Here is an 18,721-nt window from a genome sequence, read left to right as displayed (position 1 = left end):
TAAGTTAAATTCATAACGCCAGCTTTTTTAGTTGAGAAATTGTATCCTGATTGTAAGTGTTAATTCTTAAAGTGGAATAAGCGGCCTCTTTTACGACGGCATCAACATATTGTGGCTTTGTTGCTCCTGTTAGAGCATCTGTCATATCTGTTGGATGCTTAACGGTCTTGAAAATTGGTGGATTGATTCCAAGTAATAGGTGAAGGCGATTAATATCATCTTCTGTCATTGGCCTATGGAGTTTCTTTGTTAAACCAGCTTTAGATTTTAATTTTAAAAACTCATACTTAGTATTGTAAAATAGTGTGAAAATAACAGGAAGGCATGCGCTATTACATCCTGTTGTTGTATTTACTTCTCTTATGAAACCAAGTTTTTTACCCTCTTTATTAAAAGCGACCTGAATAGTCGTATTAATAGGGTTCTCACTGATTTTATCTTCAACTTTAATTTTCTTAACTTTAGAAATCTTAGGAAAGATGCTTTTGTAAAAACTGATATCATTTCCATAGATAGAAGTGCTCGTCATAAGAATTAAAGATATTATTTTCAACATAGGTCTACTCACATGAAATTACAGTATTGTATTTTCTTTTTACTTATTCTCAATTCTATGACTTTTGCTCAAGAATCGCAACGTGCACAAAAGGTCATTGAAAAAGTGAGCAATGATTCACAAAAGGGAAGTTTTGTACTTGTTCCTGGCCCTTCATATATGCCTAGCACCAAGCTAGGACTCAGCTTAATCGGAATGTATCTCTTTGATGCCAATAGTGGAAAATATAAAAATCAAGATGTGAACGTACCTCCCTCTATACTTGGTGCATTCGCAAAAGTAACAACAAATGATTCGGCCATGGGTGCCGTTGGTACACAATTATTTCTAGGCCCTGATTTATGGAGAATATCGGGGGGATACTTTGAGGGTGATATTCTAAGCGAGATGTTTAAAGTACAATTAGATCGTTTTATTGATACTTCAAATGAAATTCGGGCCGTTCTTGTAAACGTAAATAGAAGGGTTTGGAAGAAATTATTTATAGGCTTTGGAGCAGTTTGGAATGAGGTCATTTTTACATCTGAAGGAAGTGTTCCTCTAGGTACTTCAAATACTGGTTTTAAGTTTAACTTATTCTATGACACTAGAGATAATACTTTCTCTCCTACAGATGGTTTCTTCTTAAATACAAGAACTAGTTTTTATCGCAAGGATCTAGGAGGAGATGATAATATAACAACGATCGACGCTTCATTTTCTCAATACTTCTCTCTCTCAGACAATGGGCATTTATTCTCATGGATATATGACTCAAGTTTCAACCTTGGTGATACGAATCCTAACTACAATTATAATTTTGGTTCCCGTGGCCCAAGAGGATACACAGGTAAGGTGTTTGAAGGTGCAAATATGCTACGTTTTGAAGGAGAGTATAAGTATTATTTTAAAAGTATTCTATCCTCTCGCTTTGGATTAGCGGGATTTGCTGGAGTTGGCTTTGTTTTTGGAGGCCGCTCTCGTGTTGGAAATGATATTTCTTCAGACCTATTTGATTCTGATCCTCTTGCTCATATTGGTGGGGGGATTCGCTATAAGGTTCTACCAAAACAAAACCTAAATATGCGAATTGACATGGCCTACGGGCGTGAAGATGTCTTCACGATGTACTTTGCACTCAATGAAGCAATATAGCTACACAGTGTTCAGAGTTTGAACACTTCTTCAATCGTATCTACTTGAAATTATGTCCATTCCCTAAAGAGATTTTGGCACTCATATTGCTCTTATATACCCATGGTATTTAAAAGACTTGTGACATTCCTTATTATTTCTCTTTGTTCATTTCAGATGGCATTTGCTCAAACTATTGAAAATACGAGACAAATTGCTAGCTATATCGATTTAGAAGATCTTAAAGCGCAGCTTGCCCAGGTAAAGAAAGAACTTAGAGGGAATATCTCGTCTGAACTTTCTGAAGAAGAGCTATCGGCCTATGAGCAAGCCTTTAGAATGCAAAATGATAATGAGTCACAAGGTGAGACTGGTGAAGAGAATGACTTCATTACGTTTCTTGGTTCTTTAAAGAAGAATTCTTGTGGAGTAAGGGATTATATTCAAGAAGAAAGACCTGAAGAGAAAAAAGAAGATGAGGGAAGAGGTAAGAGCCTTTTTACTGATATCTCAAAAGTAATTTCTGAAATCGAAGTTGGTGATTCTCCAAATCGTAGCCAAAAACGTTATATTCAAGGATATGCAAGAAAAGCAATTCAATATTTTGAAAGAGCAAAGTCTTTTAAAGCAAAGGTAGAAGACTTTATTAATGAAACGAATGAAGCTTATGCTGATAAAGAAGAATTACTTCTTGCTTACAACGATTCATTTGTAAAAGGTCTACATGATGTAAAGGTTTCATTAACTCCTTTTATCAATATGAGTAGTATTGATATCAATACTATCCTACCAAAGTTGACGACAGACTTCATTGAAGAAGAGACAGAACTATATAGTTTTCTTGTTAATGGAGAAATGAAAGATAAGATCTTTTTTAAAGTAAACTTTGAAGGAAGTGATGTAACTTTAGAACTTGATACTTTTCAAAACTTTAAAAGAGATATCGTAATTATTAATGAATCTCCAAGTGGTAAGAACTATCTTAGAGCACTTCGTATTTTAACAATTCAAATGATGGCAACACAAATTAGAAATTATGACATCATGATTGAGTCAAAAGAGAATCATGTTGTTATTCCAAAGAGTTGTCGTAATAAGGTTAACGGTGATTGGCCTCATCTACTAGAGCTAAAAGTAGATGAATCTGTAGCTAAGACATACCTTGATAATCTAATTAAGAATTCTGGACTTGCTTATGATGAGATGAATCTTGAACTAATGAGTGTCAAAGAAGCTCAGCAGCTAAATCCAATGGCCGAAACAATGGTTTCATCTACATCTATTGAGAACTTTTTAAGAGCAGCTAAAGGTAAGGAAGCTAAGGACTTCTATCGTAGAAGCTTAAAAGCTGGTTTTGATGAAGCTTTAGCATATGAGAAATTTATGAAAATGAAGATGCCTGAAGTATCTTCTGTATATATGAAAAAGGTTTATTCTCATAAGGGAAGAGCACGTACTTCAAAAGATGTTACAACTAAAGATATCGCTTTATTTAAGGATATTACGGGATCTGTTCCAGAAAATAAGACAATTGAGGTTGATATTTTTGAAGGAGATCAAAAGTATGTTGAGCAGATTTATCCATCAGCAATTAATGCATCTCCATATATCGCTTCGAAAATGGCCCAGGCTAGAACTGAGAAAATTGAAGACATCATAAGTGAGAATGTAAAGTCTCAGCTAAAGTCTAATACAATCATTGTAGACTTCCCATCACTTTACGCAAATGAGGGATATAGAAACTGGGGATTAAATACTCTTCATGATAAAGCAGTAGAGCTCTTAGATGATAAAAACTTCGAAATAGGATCACGCCATAATATGATGATGGTTGGTTACTGCTACAGAAAACCAGGAAATCTATGTAAAGGTGTTTCAAGACAGACTAATATTTTAAAAAGAGTTGCTGAATATATTGAGACTCTTAAGATTGATGGTAAGTATATTCCAGTTTCACGTCTAGATCAGTCAAAGACAAAAGAAAGCTATCAGGTTTTAGCCAAGATCTTTAACTATCTAAGATCGACTGCCAGAGTATTTCCAGAACTTATAACTAATGAATACGATTATCTTATTGCTCAAATGCAGGCCCTTAATCCACTTGCAAAAGTACGTTTAGGTTACTTAATTGCAAGAGAGGAACTTGAGAGTATTAAGAATGGTCGAGTTAAGACAATGAGAAAAACATCACGTGGGATGCGTGTTGATTATGATTATAGATGTTTTAACAATAACATGAAGAAGTATATCGAAAACCTAGATGAGGCAGCTAAAGTACTTATGGCCGATAAGGTGATAACACCAAACTTCTTAACGAGAAATCTAGACAAAGATGAGTATAAGAAATTATGGAATGATATCTTTGATGAATATAATAAAGATACAACTCAGATTATGACTGCTGAATTACACTCAGGTAAGAAAGCATATGAAGCAATTGAAGGACTATCAAACAAAGTTACAATAGAGCGTTCTCAAATTGAAGATGCTGCACATAAGGCAGTTGAGGGTCGCTTACTATATCAAACACAAGAAGATATCGATAATCGTCTTTTAGAAGAAGATGTTGAAAAAGTCGCATTCTTTAAAGAAATTCTTGCAGCAAAGTCTCACGAGGAAAGAAAAGCTATATTTGAATCTCGTCCACATACTATCGATATCTTTGATGACTACGAATTAGTACATAGTTTTTTAAAACTAAATATGGATCTAAAGACTCCAGTTTATAAAGATATTTTGAAAAGATCGGCACTTGAGCGTCAACAAGAGACATATCGTAAGCTTAATCGTTTCTGTCAAATCGAAGAAGATGATGTTGATAGTTTAAAAGAAAACTTTTATGCGACAGTTAAAGTTCAAGATCAGCTTAATCAGCTTCTTGGAATCCCAGCAGTTCCTAAAGAACTAATGGATCGTATGGGAGACTGGAATAGTGATGAAAAATGGGCAATGTTTAATGGTGTTTTTGGATTCCTTCTTGGAATGGGAGCCGTTCTAGCAGCTGGATCATGTACTGTTTTAACTGGTGGACTATGTGGAATTGCTATTGCAGGAGTTGGAACTGTTGGTTTTGGAATGCAGGCAAATGCAATCAGACTAGAAACAAAAGCAAAGCGTAGAGCAGATCGTAGTGAGGACTATGTTGGTGAGATGGCCGACCTTGGATTCACTGATTCAAATGCTGCTGAAAATGTAGCAAAAGGATGGATGGCCGTTGCATTTGAAGTAATTGGTACAATTTCAATGATCTCAATTCTAACGAGAAGTATATCTGTAGGATCGAAGATTTTTAAAGAGTCTTTAAAATCAATCGTTAGAAACCGTTCAAAGTTAGGAATTAAAGAATCACTAAAGCAATCAGGTAAAGATGCTTCAGTTATCGTAAATGAATCAGAAGTTGAGTTTGCTAAGCTTGTTTTAGGTCTTAAAAAATATCGTGATGTATTTAAGAATATGCTTTCTGCAAAGACAATGGATGAAGTTGCATACAACTTAAAGAACTTAGATCTAGATGAAGAATTTGTTGAAGCAACACTTAAGAAGATGAATAAAATTGAAGAAAGCTATAAAGCAGGAAGATTATCAAAGTCTACTTATAATAAAGGTATTCGCAATATCGTAAATAGTGTTGAAGAGGCCATTACAAAATCTAATGGTGGAATCTATCGTTACACAAGTGATGTTGTTGTCGATCTAGGCTATGCTGATGTGGATAGAGCTCTTGGACAAACTGTTGCAAAACTATTTAACGGAAGTCCTCTTGAATTGAGACATTACATGAGTAGCTATGTAAAAAGGCTGAATAAGTCGATGTTTAGAAATTCTTCAAAAGCAGCTAGAGCAAGACTTCGCTTAAGAAAAGCAGCAGAAGGTAAGTATCTAAAAGGGACTAACTGGATTGTGCATGCATGGAATGAAAATACAGCTAACCTTGCAAAAAGCCGTCGAGAGTTTTTAAGAATCTATGATGAGTTACAAAGATTACCAGAAGGTGAGCTAGTAGAATATATCTCTAAGAATGCAGACACTCTTACTGATATCTTTATTAAAATACCTCTTAGAAAGAGAGACTTTCCATATCTCTTAGTTCAAGGGGCACCTCACACTGGTGGGTTCTTTGGAAGAAGAGTTCCAGTAATCTCTGCAATCGGTGAAGGTGTTTTAATGAGAAAGATCTTTACAGCTAGAGCTAGGCTTACTTCTGAAGTGGCAAGAAGAACTGCAAGAGAAACACTTGGTCTTAAAAGAGTTCTAATGGCCGAGACAGTAGGTGATTTATATCGTGGACTTGAAGTTTCAGTACTAGAGGCTCTTCCTAAGATGAGTAAGAAGGAAGTAGCTGAAGTGGAAAAGATGATTGCTAAAGTTAAAGAAAAGGCAATCTCTGGAATCTATAATAACCTCGAAAGTGATCGCGCTATTATTCAATTTATGAATAAGCATGGTGTTAGCTTTGACGGACTTAGTCCTGAGCAAATCTTTTCTGAACTTAATAGAATTCTATATTCTCCAAGTGGAGAAGTTGAGAATGCATTATCTCGCTACCTATGGGCGAGTGCTGATGTTGAAGGATTATTCAAGTCACCAGAGTTCACAGGATTAGCATATAAAGTTATGAGAGATACGATTGAAGAGAGTAATATTGGAAGTTTACAACGCTACCTTAATGCCCTCAAAATCCTACAAATTAAAGATAATGGAGCTTTAGGTAGCGTCGAGTTATTTTAGAAACTATTTTTTAAAACATTTTGCATCATCGCGTAAATATTCAAGTAACGCTAGCTTCTTTTGACGAGCTGCTGGCGTTCTTGCTTCATCAGCTTCTTTTTGAAGAACGTCATAGAAAGCATCCATAGTACCTTTTTTAGACTCTTTCATCTCTTCTGCTGTCGCTTTTAGAATACGAGCTAGTTCTGTCATTTCGTTGTCACTAAAACCACTTGATAGAAATGAATAGAACTTATGTCCGTTAAAATTACTAAAAAGATCTACCTTCCCATTACTAACTGATACTTCTTTGATTGCTGAGATCAGCTCTTTTTGTGCAGACGAACCATACTTTTGGGCCGTTAAGAAATATAATAGGGCCTCTTCATCTGTAGGGTTAAGCATTGGCACACGGGCAGACCATCCTTCATTTTTTACTTGAGAATATAACTGTCTTTGAACCTTTGCAGGTGAGTTATATCGAGACATAACTTTAAAGATTCTCGCCGAACTTTCATCTTTCATTTCAGAAAGAACAAAGTCGAAGCCATTATCAGATAGATTCTTATTCACACATGGTGCACATGATAGAATAGCGCTTTTTTTGTATCCATATCTTTGAGACAGATAGACAAAGCTATTAATAGCTTCTTTTAGCTCTTTTGCTTCTGGGTTTTCTTTGGCAAAGACTTCACTAACTTTTTGTAGCCTGGCCTTATCTTGAGAGCCTTTAACCATCATCTTTAAAGTATTAAAGCTAAAGTCCTCTTTTTTTCCTGTATGAGACAGGTCTTTCATTGCAAGATCGAGATTTTTAGTTACGACACTTCTAACTTCAGAGTCTAAAACACCGCTTTTTAAAAGTAGTTGATTTAGTCCTTCGCCAGTCGCTTCAATTAGACTAAAAACAGAAGCGTAAGCCGAAGTGCTCGTAAGCATTAGGGCCATAATAAGCGTGTAAATTCTCGTTGATACTTTCATCAATTCCCCCATCAAGATATATCTAAGATCTTTATCGGCTATTTTTACTCAGATATTTAGCTTGACGCATATGCTAAGGCGAAAAAAATGATAAAAAACACTTTAGTTTCGGTACCTTACAAGTCTTCACAAGGCTTGAATTAAGAAAATGACTTGGGTACAATGCTAGCTCACTCGGGGGAGAGTATTATGGTAAACTTATTTAGGGTATTAGTTTTATCTACTTTTTTATTGCCAAATCTTGTTCATGCAGAGCTTGATGGTGCAACTGAATCGGAAATTGAAACTTGTCGCCAATTAAAGGTCTTTCTTGATGGAAATGTTGGTGAAGTAGAGTGTCAATCTGAATACCAGATCTACTCTAAATTTGTTGGTAAATACAGCCGCTCAAAAGTTAAATCTAAATATAATCAAGTAAGAATTGCAGCCTTTAACCTTTTCAAGCCAGGTGCTACTCAAACTGAATACAAAGACCACCAACTTGTTGCTCAAATTATTGATCACTGGGATGTTGTTGCAGCAGTTGAATTAACTTCTAATAATGGCCTAAGTAAGAGGCATAATGAAGGTATCGTTGAGTACTATACTTCTCGTCTTGCTCAGATGACTGAGCAAGGAGCTGATCTTTCTGCAAGTGTAACGAGAAATGAACTTGCTCTTATTCGTGAACAATTTGATTTTCCTGGATATATTGAAGTTTTAAAAGAGCTACAAAAGCTTGATGCGTCTTGGTCTCTTGTACTTTCTGGAAAGCAGGAAGGAAGCGAGAACTCGACTGTTAAAGAATTAACAGGGTTCTACTATCGTAGTAGTGTTGTTGATTTAAAGGCTACACAATATTGTCGTGATAAGTATGGAAGAAACGGAAAGTACGGCTGTCTACCAGTCTTAGATGAAAAGACTTTTGGCCGTGATGTCGATGGACTTTTCTCAAGAAGGCCATTTCTTGCAACGTTTGAATCAGGTGAATTTGACTTCACTCTTTTATCAACTCACGTTATTCACAACACGCCTTCAGATGAAGATCTTCAAAAGAAAATTCTACGAAATGTTTATGGTGTAGAAGATTATAAAGATATTGGTCCAGGGGTAACTCAGTTAAAATTTGCACGCTTTGCTGAAGTTAGACTTATGGCCGAACTAGTTGAGTACTTAAAGAAGAGTTACTATGAGCAAGATTATATTATTCTTGGTGACTTTAATCTTGAGAGTACAAATGATTACTGGGAAACTTTCTTTAATGACTTTAGAGGGTTGGAGCTAAAAATTGAAGGTGCAACTTCAATGGCCTTAGGTAAGTCATTATCTGATGGAACAATCACTCATGGAACAAAAAGTAATTATGATCACTTTCTTTTTGATCCTAATGAAACAAGAAATTGTAAAGGTAGCAATACTGCAAAGATTTTTAACTTCATTGAAGGTGACTTCTCAAAGTTAATTAATCGACGCTACCTTGTACGCTCAAATGCAAAATACCAATCTCAAACAAGAGATGTAGAAATGTATCGCCTTAAAGCAGGTGGCCGCGAGAAGGTTGAAAATCTTGTAGATAATTACACTCGTTCAATTCAAAATAAGCTAACGGTAAAAAATAATAAGCTCGTTCCAAGATTTGACATGGAAGAAAGTCAAAAAGAGTTTTACGATCGAGTTATCGATTCACAGCTTTTTGATAAGACTTATTATAATTACTTAAAAGAAGTTATTAGCGACCATTTACCAATCTATATGAATTGCTCAAATCAATACGATAATGATTAATATGAGAAGGCTTCCATAGGAAGCCTTTTTCTTCTAAATTACTGAAAACACTGTCTTTTCAGGCTGTACATGAAATAAACATCCTCTATAAAACTTCCAATTAAAAGGATAGAAACACTCTTTTTTATTAAAATAAATATATTGATTTATTAGAATAGAGAGGAGCGAATGTTTACTGGAAAGCAGTTAATTTATACGTCATTGATCTTATTTAATTTCATCTCATGCCAAAATAGCGAGGTCGCTTCTAGTAAAGAAGTGAATGTAGAAAGCTCTAATCAAATTATTGGTAGTGATGATCGCGCTGAAACAACTGGTCGCTTAAATAAAGAAATTGTTAAAAAAGTTGGGCAGATTAGGACTGAGATTGTTAATCCAAGTACAGGTGTTGCGACAGTAAATACGTGTTCAGGGACTCTAATTAATGATAGCTATATTATAACTGCCGCTCATTGTGCCTTTAAAGCAGAGACAGAAGATCTTTTACAAAACTCATTTTTCTACCCTGGTCTAACAAATAAAAATAAACCAAAGTACGGTCGATTTCCAATTGAGAGAGTTTATTATCCAAAAGATTACTCAAATATTTCACATTATCCAGATGAAGATATTGCTATTATGAAGCTAGGTCTAGATTCTCAGGGAAGAAGTGCCGGAAAAAGAGTTGGTACTGCCGGTTATTGGGGTAGGTCTAGTTTACCAGATGGAAAAACTCTAACGATAGGTTATCCAGGTGATAAGCCTGATGGTCAACAATACTTCCAAGAAAATTGTGAAATTGATCAAGCAAGTGACAAACGTCTTGATATTTATTGTGATGTAATAAGTGGCCAAAGTGGTTCACCAATTCTTGTCTACTCTGAAAAGTATGGCAACTCATATATACATGGTGTGATAACTGGAGAAGATAGATATAAGAGCGTAAATTACGGATCATTTCTAACAGATGAAAGAGGGAAAATTGCACAGGCCATTTTCTCCGGAACATTTAGTGAAGATAATGACTTTATCGAAAAATGGGTTTCAAAAGAAATGAAGCATGAAAGTATCATTAATGTTTTGATTAAAAATAATTGTTCATCAAAAGAGGCTTTAATAGCATTTGATTATAAGAATCACAAAACCGATAGCTGGGAAGCGAAAGGTTTTTATACGCTTAAACCAGGTGAAACCATAAGGTTTTTTCAAACGAAGAATGGAGTGCTCTACTTACATGCACGGGATAGAAATAGAAATGTGATTATTGATGGTGAACATACGAGAAATGTTCCAGGCTCTGGCCGATTTGACATGAAGAGATATCGAATAAAGAAATGGGGTGACTTTAATATTGAAGTTCCTTGTTATTAGATTAGGCATTTTAGAGAGTTAATGCTTTCTTAAGACGTTCTTAATAAACATCTTTTATTAACGATTTAAACGTTCTACAATTTAGTAAACTAAATTATGGAGCGTTTTTTTGAAGAGTGTTATTTCTTTAAGTCTACTGATACTAATTCTATTTTCATGCGGTGAAAATGACTATGTTGTAGGAACAAAGTTAAATCCACTAGAGAATCTTTCTGTTGAAGAAGCTTTTCATATGGAGTCTGTTGGCAAATGCTCAGCTAATACTCGTAAGCATAAGGCCATGTCCTTCACAGGTTTAATTACAGAGGATGTTGCTGGAGATCGTTTTGTTGCCCAAGTTCTTATTACATTATATCGCCAAACTAAAACCTATGACTTAAGTTATAGCGAATATCCTTTTCCTTCAAATATTGATCAAAGTATATATTCAACTTCTTTTACTCAGACCTATGACGTTGTGGATAATGAGCTTATCTTAAATAACTTTGGAACAATTAGAGCAACAGTTGAAAATGATAAAATTTCTCCGCATATAAATATCACTGACGATATCAGGAATATTATTGAGACAGATTCTAAAATTGGGCGCGTGCTCTTCTACTCTGATGATGATGTTGTGAACGAGTGCACTCCGTAACTTTATTTATATTTTATTTGCTGATTTTCTTTTTTCATATACTTTGACTTTCCCATTGCTCCTGAGGCAACTAAGCCTGCATAAACGCAGGCTTGTTGAAATTGTTTTCTAGCTAAAGTGTAGGGGAGCTATAACAGCGTCAAATCTTAGCTTCGCTAAGATGCCGCTGTTATTTAAGTTCTACTTTTGGAAATAAAGCTTCCGGTGGCTGAGGCGTATAAGTTGCGGCCCCAAATTCCATAAGTTCAGTTCCAAGAGCACTTGAACCAATATATTCAAGAGCTGTTTTCGTACACTCTGGAAGGAAGGCCTGAAGCATATATGATGCTGCTGCCATACCGTAGAAACAGTTATAAGCGATTGGAGCAAATGCTGCTTCATTTTTCTTATGCTTCCAAGGCTCTTTATCATTTACGTATTGATTAAGGCTAACGATAAGGTCCCAAATCGCATCAATGGCCTTGTTGTGCTCACGCTTATCCATGAACTCCTTAGCACGCTCAAAATATGGAAGAGCATCGATTTCTTGGGCCACACCTTCTGGCGTGTAGACTTTATCAGGAAAGCTCTTTAGACCTAGTTTGATAACTCTCATTAAAAGATTTCCATAGTCATTTGCAAGCTCAGTATTGTGCTTATCAACTAATTCTTGTTCAGAGAATTTTCCATCACCAGATGATGAAATATTTTTTAGCATATAGTAGCGGAAAGTATCCGTTGGATATTTTTCAAGCATCTCAAATGGATCAACAACATTACCAAGAGACTTACTCATTTTCTTTCCATCTTCAGCAAGTACCATTCCGTGAACATATACTTGTTTTGGAAGAGGAAGGTCTGCGGCCTTTAGCATACATGGCCAAATTACTGAATGGAACCAAAGGATATCTTTACCAATAACGTGCATATCTGCTGGCCAGAACTTTTCTTTTTGATCTGAATCAAGAGCAGAGTAGTAATTGATAAGAGCATCAAACCAAGTATACATAACAAAGTTATCATTACCCGGAACCTTTACACCCCATCCTTGGCTTGGACGTGAAATAGCAAGGTCTCTTAGGTCGTCATTTTCAAGGCGAGAAAGAATTTCTTTATAGCGTGCACCTGGAACAATAAAATCAGGGTTCGCTTTTAGGTGATCGATAATCCATTTTTGGTATTCACTCAGTTTAAAGAAGAAGCCTTCTTCTTCTTTGAGTTCAAGTGGCTTGTGGTGCTCAGGGCAGTTTCCATCAGGTGCTTGTGCTTCAGTGTAAAAAGACTCACAAGAAAGACAGTAATTACCAGAGTAGTGCCCGTGGTAAATTAATCCCTTCTCTTCAAGTTTCTTCCAAAGTTCAACACATGAATCTTCATGACGCTTCTCAGTTGTTCTGATGAAGTCGTCATGACTAATATTTGCTCTTGTACAAAGGTCTTTAAAAACTTCGACATTCTTATTAACGAATTCAAGTGTATCAAGACCTGCATCCTTGGCCGACTCAATAAGCTTTTGTCCGTTTTCATCTGTTCCAGTTAGGAAGTAAACATCTTTTCCAAGGAGTCTATTCCAACGTGCGTATGAGTCAGTTACAATCTTCTCATAAGCATGTCCGATATGAGGACGCCCATTTGGGTAGTCGATAGCTGTTGTTGCATAGAATGTATTTTTCATAGTTTATCCTTTAACTACAATGTTACAAATTCTTCCCGGAACGTAGATCTCTTTAACAATTGTTCCCGTGATAAACTTTGCTACTTTCTCATCGGCCTTGGCCTGTGCAAGAAAGTCTTCTTTTGAGATATCAGCAGGTACATCAATTGTAGATCTCGTTTTACCATTTACTTGGATGGCCATTGTGATTAGGTCATCTTTAGCAAGCTCAGGATCAAAGGCCGGCCACGGAGCAAGTGAACAAGAAGTTGTTTCACCTAAATTTGCCCACATCTCTTCAGCAGCGTGTGGAGCAAATGGAGAAAGAAGTCTTGTAAATGCTTTGGCCGTCTCAACTGAAACCTGTCCAAGTTTAATAACTTCGTTATTCATTACCATCATTGCTGAGATCGCTGTGTTAAAACGAAGGTTTTCAACATCTTCAGTAACTTTTTTAATTGTCTTGTGTAGGTGTTTTAGAACATCTTGATTCTTCTCTTCACCTTCGTAAGTATTTTCTGGGTTTCCATAGAAAGTGAATGATTTTCTAAGGAAGTTAAATACTCCTTTTACACCTTTTGTTTGCCACGGCTTAACTTTTTCAAGTGGCCCCATGAACATTTCATAAAGTCTAAGAGCATCTGCACCGTATTCTTTGATGATATCATCTGGGTTTACAGTATTTCCTTTTGACTTACTCATCTTCTCACCATGCTCATCTAGGATAAGACCTTGGTTGAAAAGTTTCTGGAATGGCTCTTTTGTGGAAACAAGTCCAAGATCAAATAGAACCTTGTGCCAGAAGCGAGCGTAGAGTAGGTGAAGAACAGCGTGCTCAACTCCACCAACATACAGATCGACTGGCATCCAGTATTCTTCTAATTGCTTATCCCATGCAACTTCAGAGTTCTTTGGATCAATGAAGCGAAGGTAGTACCAACAAGATCCTGCCCACTGAGGCATTGTATTTGTTTCACGTCTTGCTTTCTTGCCTGTCTTTGGATCAGTTAAGTATAACCAATCATCAATGCGAGCTAGTGGTGACTCACCAGTTCCCGATGGTTCATACTTTTCAACTTCAGGAAGACCAACTGGAAGCTCATCTTCATCAAGACATCTTACAGTTCCATCTTCAAATTTTAAAATTGGGAATGGTTCTCCCCAGTATCTTTGACGAGAAAATAACCAGTCGCGAAGCTTGTAGTTAATTTCTTTCTTTCCGATATTTTTTTCTTCAAGGTGAGCGATAACTTTTGAAATCGCATCTTCTTTATTTAGCCCATCTAGGAAGTCTGAATTAATATGGGTACCATCTCCAGTGAAGGCCGCTTCATTAACGTCTCCACCTTCAAGGACTGGAAGGATTTCAAGGTCGTATTTCTTAGCAAATTCCCAGTCTCTTTCGTCATGAGCTGGAACGGCCATGATCGCTCCTGTTCCGTACGAGATTAGGACATAATCAGCAATCCAAATTGGAATCTCTTTTCCATTAAGAGGGTTGATTGCATAAGCGCCAGTGAAAACACCGGACTTATTCTTATTTAGATCCGTTCGATCAAGATCAGACTTAAGGGCCGCTTCTTTGATATAGGCTTCAATATCTGCTTTTTGATCTTCAGTGGTAATTTTTGCAACTAGGTCGTGTTCAGGAGCTAGGACCATGTACGTTGCACCAAAAAGAGTATCTGGACGAGTTGTGAAAACATCAATTTTCGAATCTGCACCTTTTACTTCAAAAGAAACCTGTGCACCTTCAGAGCGACCAATCCAATTTCTTTGTAACTCTTTTAGAGACTCTGGCCAATCAAGATCATCAAGATCTTCGAGAAGACGGTCTGCGTATTCAGTAATCTTTAACATCCACTGCTTCATTGGTTTTCTAACAACTGGGTGGCCACCAACTTCAGATTTTCCATCGATTACTTCTTCGTTAGCTAGAACTGTCTTAAGTTCAGGACACCAGTTAACAGAAATCTCATCTTCAAAAGCTAGGCCTTTATTATAAAGTTGAGTAAAGATCCATTGAGTCCACTTATAGTAATCAATACTTGAAGTTGCGATCTCACGATCCCAATCATATGAGAATCCACAAGCCTTTAGTTGTCTTGTGAAGTTTCCAATATTTTCTTTTGTTATTACATTTGGGTGAGTTCCCGTTTTGATGGCGTAGTTCTCAGCAGGAAGTCCAAATGAATCCCAACCCATTGGGTGAAGAACATTGTGCCCATTCATTCTTTTAAAACGAGCTAAGATATCTGTTGCTGTGTATCCTTCAACGTGACCAACGTGAAGTCCTGCACCTGATGGATAAGGAAACATATCCAATACATAGTATTTAGGTTTCGTTTTGTCTGTTGAGTCGGTTCTAAAAGTTTTGTTGTCTTCCCAAAACTTTTGCCATTTTGGTTCAATCTCACCAAAGTTGTACTGCATTAAAAGCTCCTGAATTTACTTAAGTTTTTGTGGCCGAATTATAAACCCTATAATGTAGAACGTCCATGTATTAGCCGTGCGTTATTGATGACGCGCAAGGTAGTAAGATTTGAGCTTGATACCTTTACGATTGCCAAAATCAGTCAGGACAATTATACTTAAGCCATTAAAAGTAGATTAATTTTTGGAATGGAGAAACGATGTATCGTTTAGTGCTATTTTCCCTCACTTTAGTAGGGCTAGTTCTTGTTATGAACTTATCAAGTTACCAGAGCGTTGAAGTCAACAATGAGAAATATAATTTTGAAGCAGCTGAAAAAGCTCATATTGCTCACTTAAAAGAAGTTGAAGAACTTGCAAAAATACACGCTGAAGTTACAGCTCCACCAGTTATCACTGATGAAGTAATCGAAGAAAAGACAATTATCCCTTTAGATACTCCACAACTTGAAAGAGCAGATAAGCTTTATAAGCAATGTATTGCATGTCACGCTAAAGATGGTTCAGGGAAAGCCGCTAATAAGGCACCTCGTATTGGTGGACAAATGGAATGGTATATTGAGAAGCAACTTCTTGATATGAAAAACGGAGTACGTGTTAACCAGCAAATGTTAACTATTGTTAAAAAACTTTCCCCAGAGGATATTGCTGATTTAGCAGCCTATCTTTCAAAGATTCCATGGGGTGGAGTTAAAGAAGAATAAAATTCAAATCTAAATAAGGCCGCTTTAAGCGGCTTTTTTTTTGGGAGCAATCATGAAGATATTTTCACTATCGCTTTTAATTGTCTTAGTTGCCTGCGCTTCTAAACCTAAACTCTACCCAAATAAGGCCTATCAAAAATATGGAAAGGAACAAGCTGATCGAGATATCTCTCTTTGCATGGATAAGGCCGATGAGTTTTTAGAAAGTGAGCGTGGAAGGCAGATGATTCGTGAAGGTGGAAAAGGTGCTGCATGGGGTGCTATCGTTGGTGCTGTAGCAAGTGCTGTCTTTGGTGGAAATGCTGGACGAGGAGCCGCTCAGGGCGCAGCTATTGGCGGAGCGAGTGGTGCCGCATCAGCAGGTCTAAGTGAAGATGAAGTAAAACAGCGCTTTGTTAATCGCTGTCTTGCAGAAAAAGGTTATGAAGTAATTGGGTGGAGATAGATGACGCTATATCGTTATAAAGGAATTGAACCAAGTCTTGGTGAGGGATGTTTTGTCGCCGACTCAGCAGATGTCATAGGAAAGGTCTTTCTTGGAAAGAATGTTTCTCTATGGTTTCAAGTTGTTGCTCGTGGTGATGTGAACGAAATACACATAGGTGATAATTGTAATATTCAAGATCTGACAATGCTTCATGTTGTTGAAGATATTCCGTTAATTATCAAAGAGAATGTTAGTGTGGGCCATAGTGTAACTCTGCACGCGTGTACAATTGAAGAAGGCTGTCTTATTGGAATGGGGGCCACTGTTCTTGATGGTGCTGTCATTGGAAAAAACTCTATTGTAGCAGGGGGAAGTGTTGTTCCTCCTGGAAAAGTTTATCCCCCTGAGAGCTTTATTATAGGTACTCCTGCTGTTGCCAAAAGAAAGCTCACACCAGAAGAGGTGAATACATATAGTAATCATTATAAGTCTTATCTTTTAACAAAAGATGAGTTTTTAAATGAAGTCGAGCCTATTTAATCTTTAGGAGAGAGTAGACCTTATCGATGAGATCATCTCTTGAAAATGGCTTTACTAAAACATTTGTTACACCAGAATTAATAACACTAACCATTGAGCGATTATCTAAAAATCCTGAAATAAGAAGATACTTCATTTTCTGATACTTCATTGATTTACTTGCAACATCGATAAAATAAGTTCCATCCTTATCAGGTAATTTATAATCAATAATAACAAGATCAAAGTCTTCATTTCTAAGTTTTAAAAGTGCCACACTTACCGTATCAGCAGTAACAATATTTTTAAATGCACCAGTTTGTTCTAAAAATGTTTTGATAAGAAAGCAGATCTTTTCCTCATCATCAACAATGAGAACAGAAGGTTTTTTTGCTAATGGTGGACTTGCCGGAGACATTGCCATTAGTTATTCTCCTCACTCTTAATTCCAAGTAAATCTAGAATATCTTCTTTTTCAAAAGGCTTCTCAAGGAACCCTTTTATTTCCTGATAACCTGCTATCAAGTTCTTTTGAGCTACACCTGACATTATAAACACAGGTGTCTCATCTCCTTGACTAGCTAGCTCTTTTGCAAACTCAACACCATTCTTCTCAGGCATATCATAGTCTGTGATGATGGCATCTACATTTGTACCCAATAGAAGTCTTTGAGCTTCAATTGCATCGGAAGCAAAGATAAGATTTACTGGCCCATCTTTAAAATACTTTGCAAATAAGTTTAATATTTGTGGTTCATTATCAATTACTAGAACTCTTTTGAAATCTAAATTGATACTAAGTTCACTATCTGTAAATGAAGTCGTCTCCATTTTTGGAAGAGTGATTTCAAAATTACATCCGCTATCAGAATCCACAAGCTTTAAACTACCTGAATATGAATCGATAATTTTAGAAGAAATAGCAAGGCCAAGCCCTGTACCTTCTCCAACTTCTTTTGTAGTAAAGAAAGACTCAAATATTTGATCTTTATTTTCTGCATTAATTCCCGGCCCATTATCAATAACATTGATAATGTGGCAAACATCATCTTTTGTAATTGTTATTGTAATAGTAGGAGAGGCTACTTTAGCGTCTACAAGGGCGTGGATTGCATTAGTTACTAAGTTAATAATAACTTGCTCCATTTCAATTGGGTTGGCCAAAATAATTGAAGACGATTTGCAGTCAAATTCAACTTTAATTCCATCTTGTTCGAGTGGAACTTTCAAAAGACTAAGAGATCTTTCAACTACTTTTTCAACAGAAATGAATTTCTTATTACTATCTTTATTGTGTAGGAAGCTCTTTAGGCCTTTTATAATTTTTGTAATACGATCGATAGAGTCTTTAGTATCGTGAATACTTCCAGTGATTAGATCCTTTGATTCAATATTCTCATTACTAATTAAAGCATCCACTAATTCAAGGTTTCCTGATGCGATCGTAAGAGGATTTGAGATCTCATGTGAGATCGTAGCAGTAATCTCTCCGATAGTACTTAGTTTATCGGCTTGAATAATTTGGTTATGTATCTCTTTGAGTTCTTCAATTTGATATCGATATTTTGTATAAAGATTCTTTTCAATACTTATATCATTAAAGCAGACAATCTTTTCATCATTTGCCTCAATCGCTTTAATAATAACGTGGTAAAAAGTTTGATCGTCAAGATAGATCTCTACTTCTGGACCGACTTTTACACCTTGAATATCATAGAGAAAACTTTCAATTTCAAACCCTGTAAATAAGCTTCTAAGTTTTGGTCCTTTCTTTAAAATTCGTGGTGACTTCTTAAAGAATGAAGCAAAGTAGTGATTATAATAAACAATTTCATTGCTCTTGTTTACAACACAGATAGGTTCAAAAATTGAATCGTAGAGATTGTAGTTGCTCATA

At 36.2% G+C, this 18,721-nt stretch carries 14 protein-coding genes; 8 read left to right on the top strand and 6 right to left on the bottom strand.

Going from position 1 to position 18,721, the window contains the following annotated elements; genetic code table 11:
• Positions 1–10: 10 nt before the first annotated feature.
• Positions 11–529 carry a hypothetical protein gene (locus DAY19_RS09350; RefSeq protein WP_115361712.1) on the bottom strand — a complete coding sequence of 173 codons (519 nt, stop codon included), beginning with the start codon at positions 527–529 and terminating at the stop codon, positions 11–13.
• 39 nt (positions 530–568) lie between these two features.
• On the opposite strand from DAY19_RS09350, the gene DAY19_RS09345 reads away from it, so the two are divergent.
• Positions 569–1,690: a BamA/TamA family outer membrane protein gene (locus tag DAY19_RS09345; RefSeq protein ID WP_115361710.1), complete on the top strand. Its 1,122-nt coding sequence runs from the start codon at positions 569–571 to the stop codon at positions 1,688–1,690.
• Positions 1,691–1,792: 102 nt separating this feature from the next.
• Entirely contained in the window at positions 1,793–6,397 is a 4,605-nt protein-coding gene (locus tag DAY19_RS09340) for a hypothetical protein (protein ID WP_115361708.1), read from the top strand.
• Between the two features lie 3 nt (positions 6,398–6,400).
• On the opposite strand, the gene DAY19_RS09335 is transcribed toward DAY19_RS09340, so the two are convergent.
• A complete protein-coding gene (locus tag DAY19_RS09335; RefSeq protein WP_115361706.1) occupies positions 6,401–7,357 on the bottom strand; it encodes a hypothetical protein in 957 nt (318 codons plus the stop codon).
• A 189-nt stretch (positions 7,358–7,546) separates the two neighbouring features.
• On the opposite strand from DAY19_RS09335, the gene DAY19_RS09330 reads away from it, so the two are divergent.
• The 3 genes from DAY19_RS09330 to DAY19_RS09320 all read left to right on the top strand — a co-directional run bounded on the left by DAY19_RS09330 (position 7,547) and on the right by DAY19_RS09320 (position 11,108).
• The gene (locus DAY19_RS09330) at positions 7,547–9,121 is read left to right on the top strand and encodes an exonuclease/endonuclease/phosphatase family protein (RefSeq protein ID WP_115361704.1); all 1,575 of its coding nucleotides are present in this window, start codon (positions 7,547–7,549) and stop codon (positions 9,119–9,121) included.
• 168 nt (positions 9,122–9,289) lie between these two features.
• Positions 9,290–10,471 carry a trypsin-like serine peptidase gene (locus DAY19_RS09325; protein ID WP_115361702.1) on the top strand — a complete coding sequence of 394 codons (1,182 nt, stop codon included), beginning with the start codon at positions 9,290–9,292 and terminating at the stop codon, positions 10,469–10,471.
• Positions 10,472–10,580: 109 nt separating this feature from the next.
• Positions 10,581–11,108 (top strand): hypothetical protein, encoded by a 528-nt coding sequence (locus DAY19_RS09320; RefSeq protein WP_115361700.1) that lies wholly within the window; start codon positions 10,581–10,583, stop codon positions 11,106–11,108.
• 169 nt (positions 11,109–11,277) lie between these two features.
• Here DAY19_RS09320 and metG read toward each other — a convergent pair whose 3' ends face one another.
• Together metG and leuS are read right to left on the bottom strand one after the other, a co-directional pair.
• Positions 11,278–12,762, bottom strand: a complete 1,485-nt coding sequence (metG, locus tag DAY19_RS09315) for a methionine--tRNA ligase (RefSeq protein ID WP_115361698.1) — start codon at positions 12,760–12,762, stop codon at positions 11,278–11,280.
• Between the two features lie 3 nt (positions 12,763–12,765).
• Complete coding sequence (gene leuS, locus DAY19_RS09310; RefSeq protein WP_115361695.1) at positions 12,766–15,174, bottom strand: leucine--tRNA ligase; 2,409 nt, start codon at positions 15,172–15,174, stop codon at positions 12,766–12,768.
• A 200-nt stretch (positions 15,175–15,374) separates the two neighbouring features.
• On the opposite strand from leuS, the gene DAY19_RS09305 reads away from it, so the two are divergent.
• Genes DAY19_RS09305 through DAY19_RS09295 form a run of 3 tightly spaced genes read left to right on the top strand, consistent with a single transcriptional unit; the run spans position 15,375 to position 16,845 of the window.
• Entirely contained in the window at positions 15,375–15,878 is a 504-nt protein-coding gene (locus DAY19_RS09305) for a c-type cytochrome (RefSeq protein ID WP_115361693.1), read from the top strand.
• A 52-nt stretch (positions 15,879–15,930) separates the two neighbouring features.
• The gene (locus tag DAY19_RS09300; protein WP_115361691.1) at positions 15,931–16,323 is read left to right on the top strand and encodes a cell envelope biogenesis protein OmpA; all 393 of its coding nucleotides are present in this window, start codon (positions 15,931–15,933) and stop codon (positions 16,321–16,323) included.
• Complete coding sequence (locus DAY19_RS09295) at positions 16,324–16,845, top strand: gamma carbonic anhydrase family protein (RefSeq protein ID WP_115361689.1); 522 nt, start codon at positions 16,324–16,326, stop codon at positions 16,843–16,845. It begins immediately after the preceding gene.
• On the opposite strand, the gene DAY19_RS09290 is transcribed toward DAY19_RS09295, so the two are convergent.
• Together DAY19_RS09290 and DAY19_RS09285 are read right to left on the bottom strand one after the other, a co-directional pair.
• Positions 16,838–17,248, bottom strand: coding sequence for a response regulator (locus DAY19_RS09290; RefSeq protein WP_115361688.1), 411 nt, complete (start codon positions 17,246–17,248; stop codon positions 16,838–16,840). The genes DAY19_RS09295 and DAY19_RS09290 overlap by 8 nt on opposite strands.
• Positions 17,248–18,720 (bottom strand): hybrid sensor histidine kinase/response regulator, encoded by a 1,473-nt coding sequence (locus tag DAY19_RS09285; protein ID WP_115361686.1) that lies wholly within the window; start codon positions 18,718–18,720, stop codon positions 17,248–17,250. Before DAY19_RS09285 ends, DAY19_RS09290 begins: the two co-directional genes overlap by 1 nt.
• Between the last annotated feature and the right edge of the window lies 1 nt (position 18,721).

The sequence above is a fragment of the Halobacteriovorax vibrionivorans genome (assembly GCF_003346865.1).
In the GTDB taxonomy this organism is placed as follows: domain Bacteria; phylum Bdellovibrionota; class Bacteriovoracia; order Bacteriovoracales; family Bacteriovoracaceae; genus Halobacteriovorax_A; species Halobacteriovorax_A vibrionivorans.
Note: the sequence above shows the minus strand (reverse complement) of the source record. Positions and strands in the feature narration are given on the sequence as shown.

Excerpts from the sequence above, each read along its gene's own strand:
- DAY19_RS09295 (WP_115361689.1), top strand. The coding sequence starts at position 16,324 with ATGACGCTATATCGTTATAAAGGAATTGAACCAAGTCTTGGTGAGGGA.
- DAY19_RS09285 (WP_115361686.1), bottom strand. The coding sequence starts at position 18,720 with ATGAGCAACTACAATCTCTACGATTCAATTTTTGAACCTATCTGTGTT.
- DAY19_RS09335 (WP_115361706.1), bottom strand. The coding sequence starts at position 7,357 with ATGAAAGTATCAACGAGAATTTACACGCTTATTATGGCCCTAATGCTT.
- DAY19_RS09305 (WP_115361693.1), top strand. The coding sequence starts at position 15,375 with ATGTATCGTTTAGTGCTATTTTCCCTCACTTTAGTAGGGCTAGTTCTT.
- leuS (WP_115361695.1), bottom strand. The coding sequence starts at position 15,174 with ATGCAGTACAACTTTGGTGAGATTGAACCAAAATGGCAAAAGTTTTGG.
- DAY19_RS09330 (WP_115361704.1), top strand. The coding sequence starts at position 7,547 with ATGGTAAACTTATTTAGGGTATTAGTTTTATCTACTTTTTTATTGCCA.
- DAY19_RS09340 (WP_115361708.1), top strand. The coding sequence starts at position 1,793 with ATGGTATTTAAAAGACTTGTGACATTCCTTATTATTTCTCTTTGTTCA.
- DAY19_RS09300 (WP_115361691.1), top strand. The coding sequence starts at position 15,931 with ATGAAGATATTTTCACTATCGCTTTTAATTGTCTTAGTTGCCTGCGCT.
- DAY19_RS09345 (WP_115361710.1), top strand. The coding sequence starts at position 569 with ATGAAATTACAGTATTGTATTTTCTTTTTACTTATTCTCAATTCTATG.
- DAY19_RS09325 (WP_115361702.1), top strand. The coding sequence starts at position 9,290 with ATGTTTACTGGAAAGCAGTTAATTTATACGTCATTGATCTTATTTAAT.
- metG (WP_115361698.1), bottom strand. The coding sequence starts at position 12,762 with ATGAAAAATACATTCTATGCAACAACAGCTATCGACTACCCAAATGGG.
- DAY19_RS09290 (WP_115361688.1), bottom strand. The coding sequence starts at position 17,248 with ATGGCAATGTCTCCGGCAAGTCCACCATTAGCAAAAAAACCTTCTGTT.
- DAY19_RS09350 (WP_115361712.1), bottom strand. The coding sequence starts at position 529 with ATGACGAGCACTTCTATCTATGGAAATGATATCAGTTTTTACAAAAGC.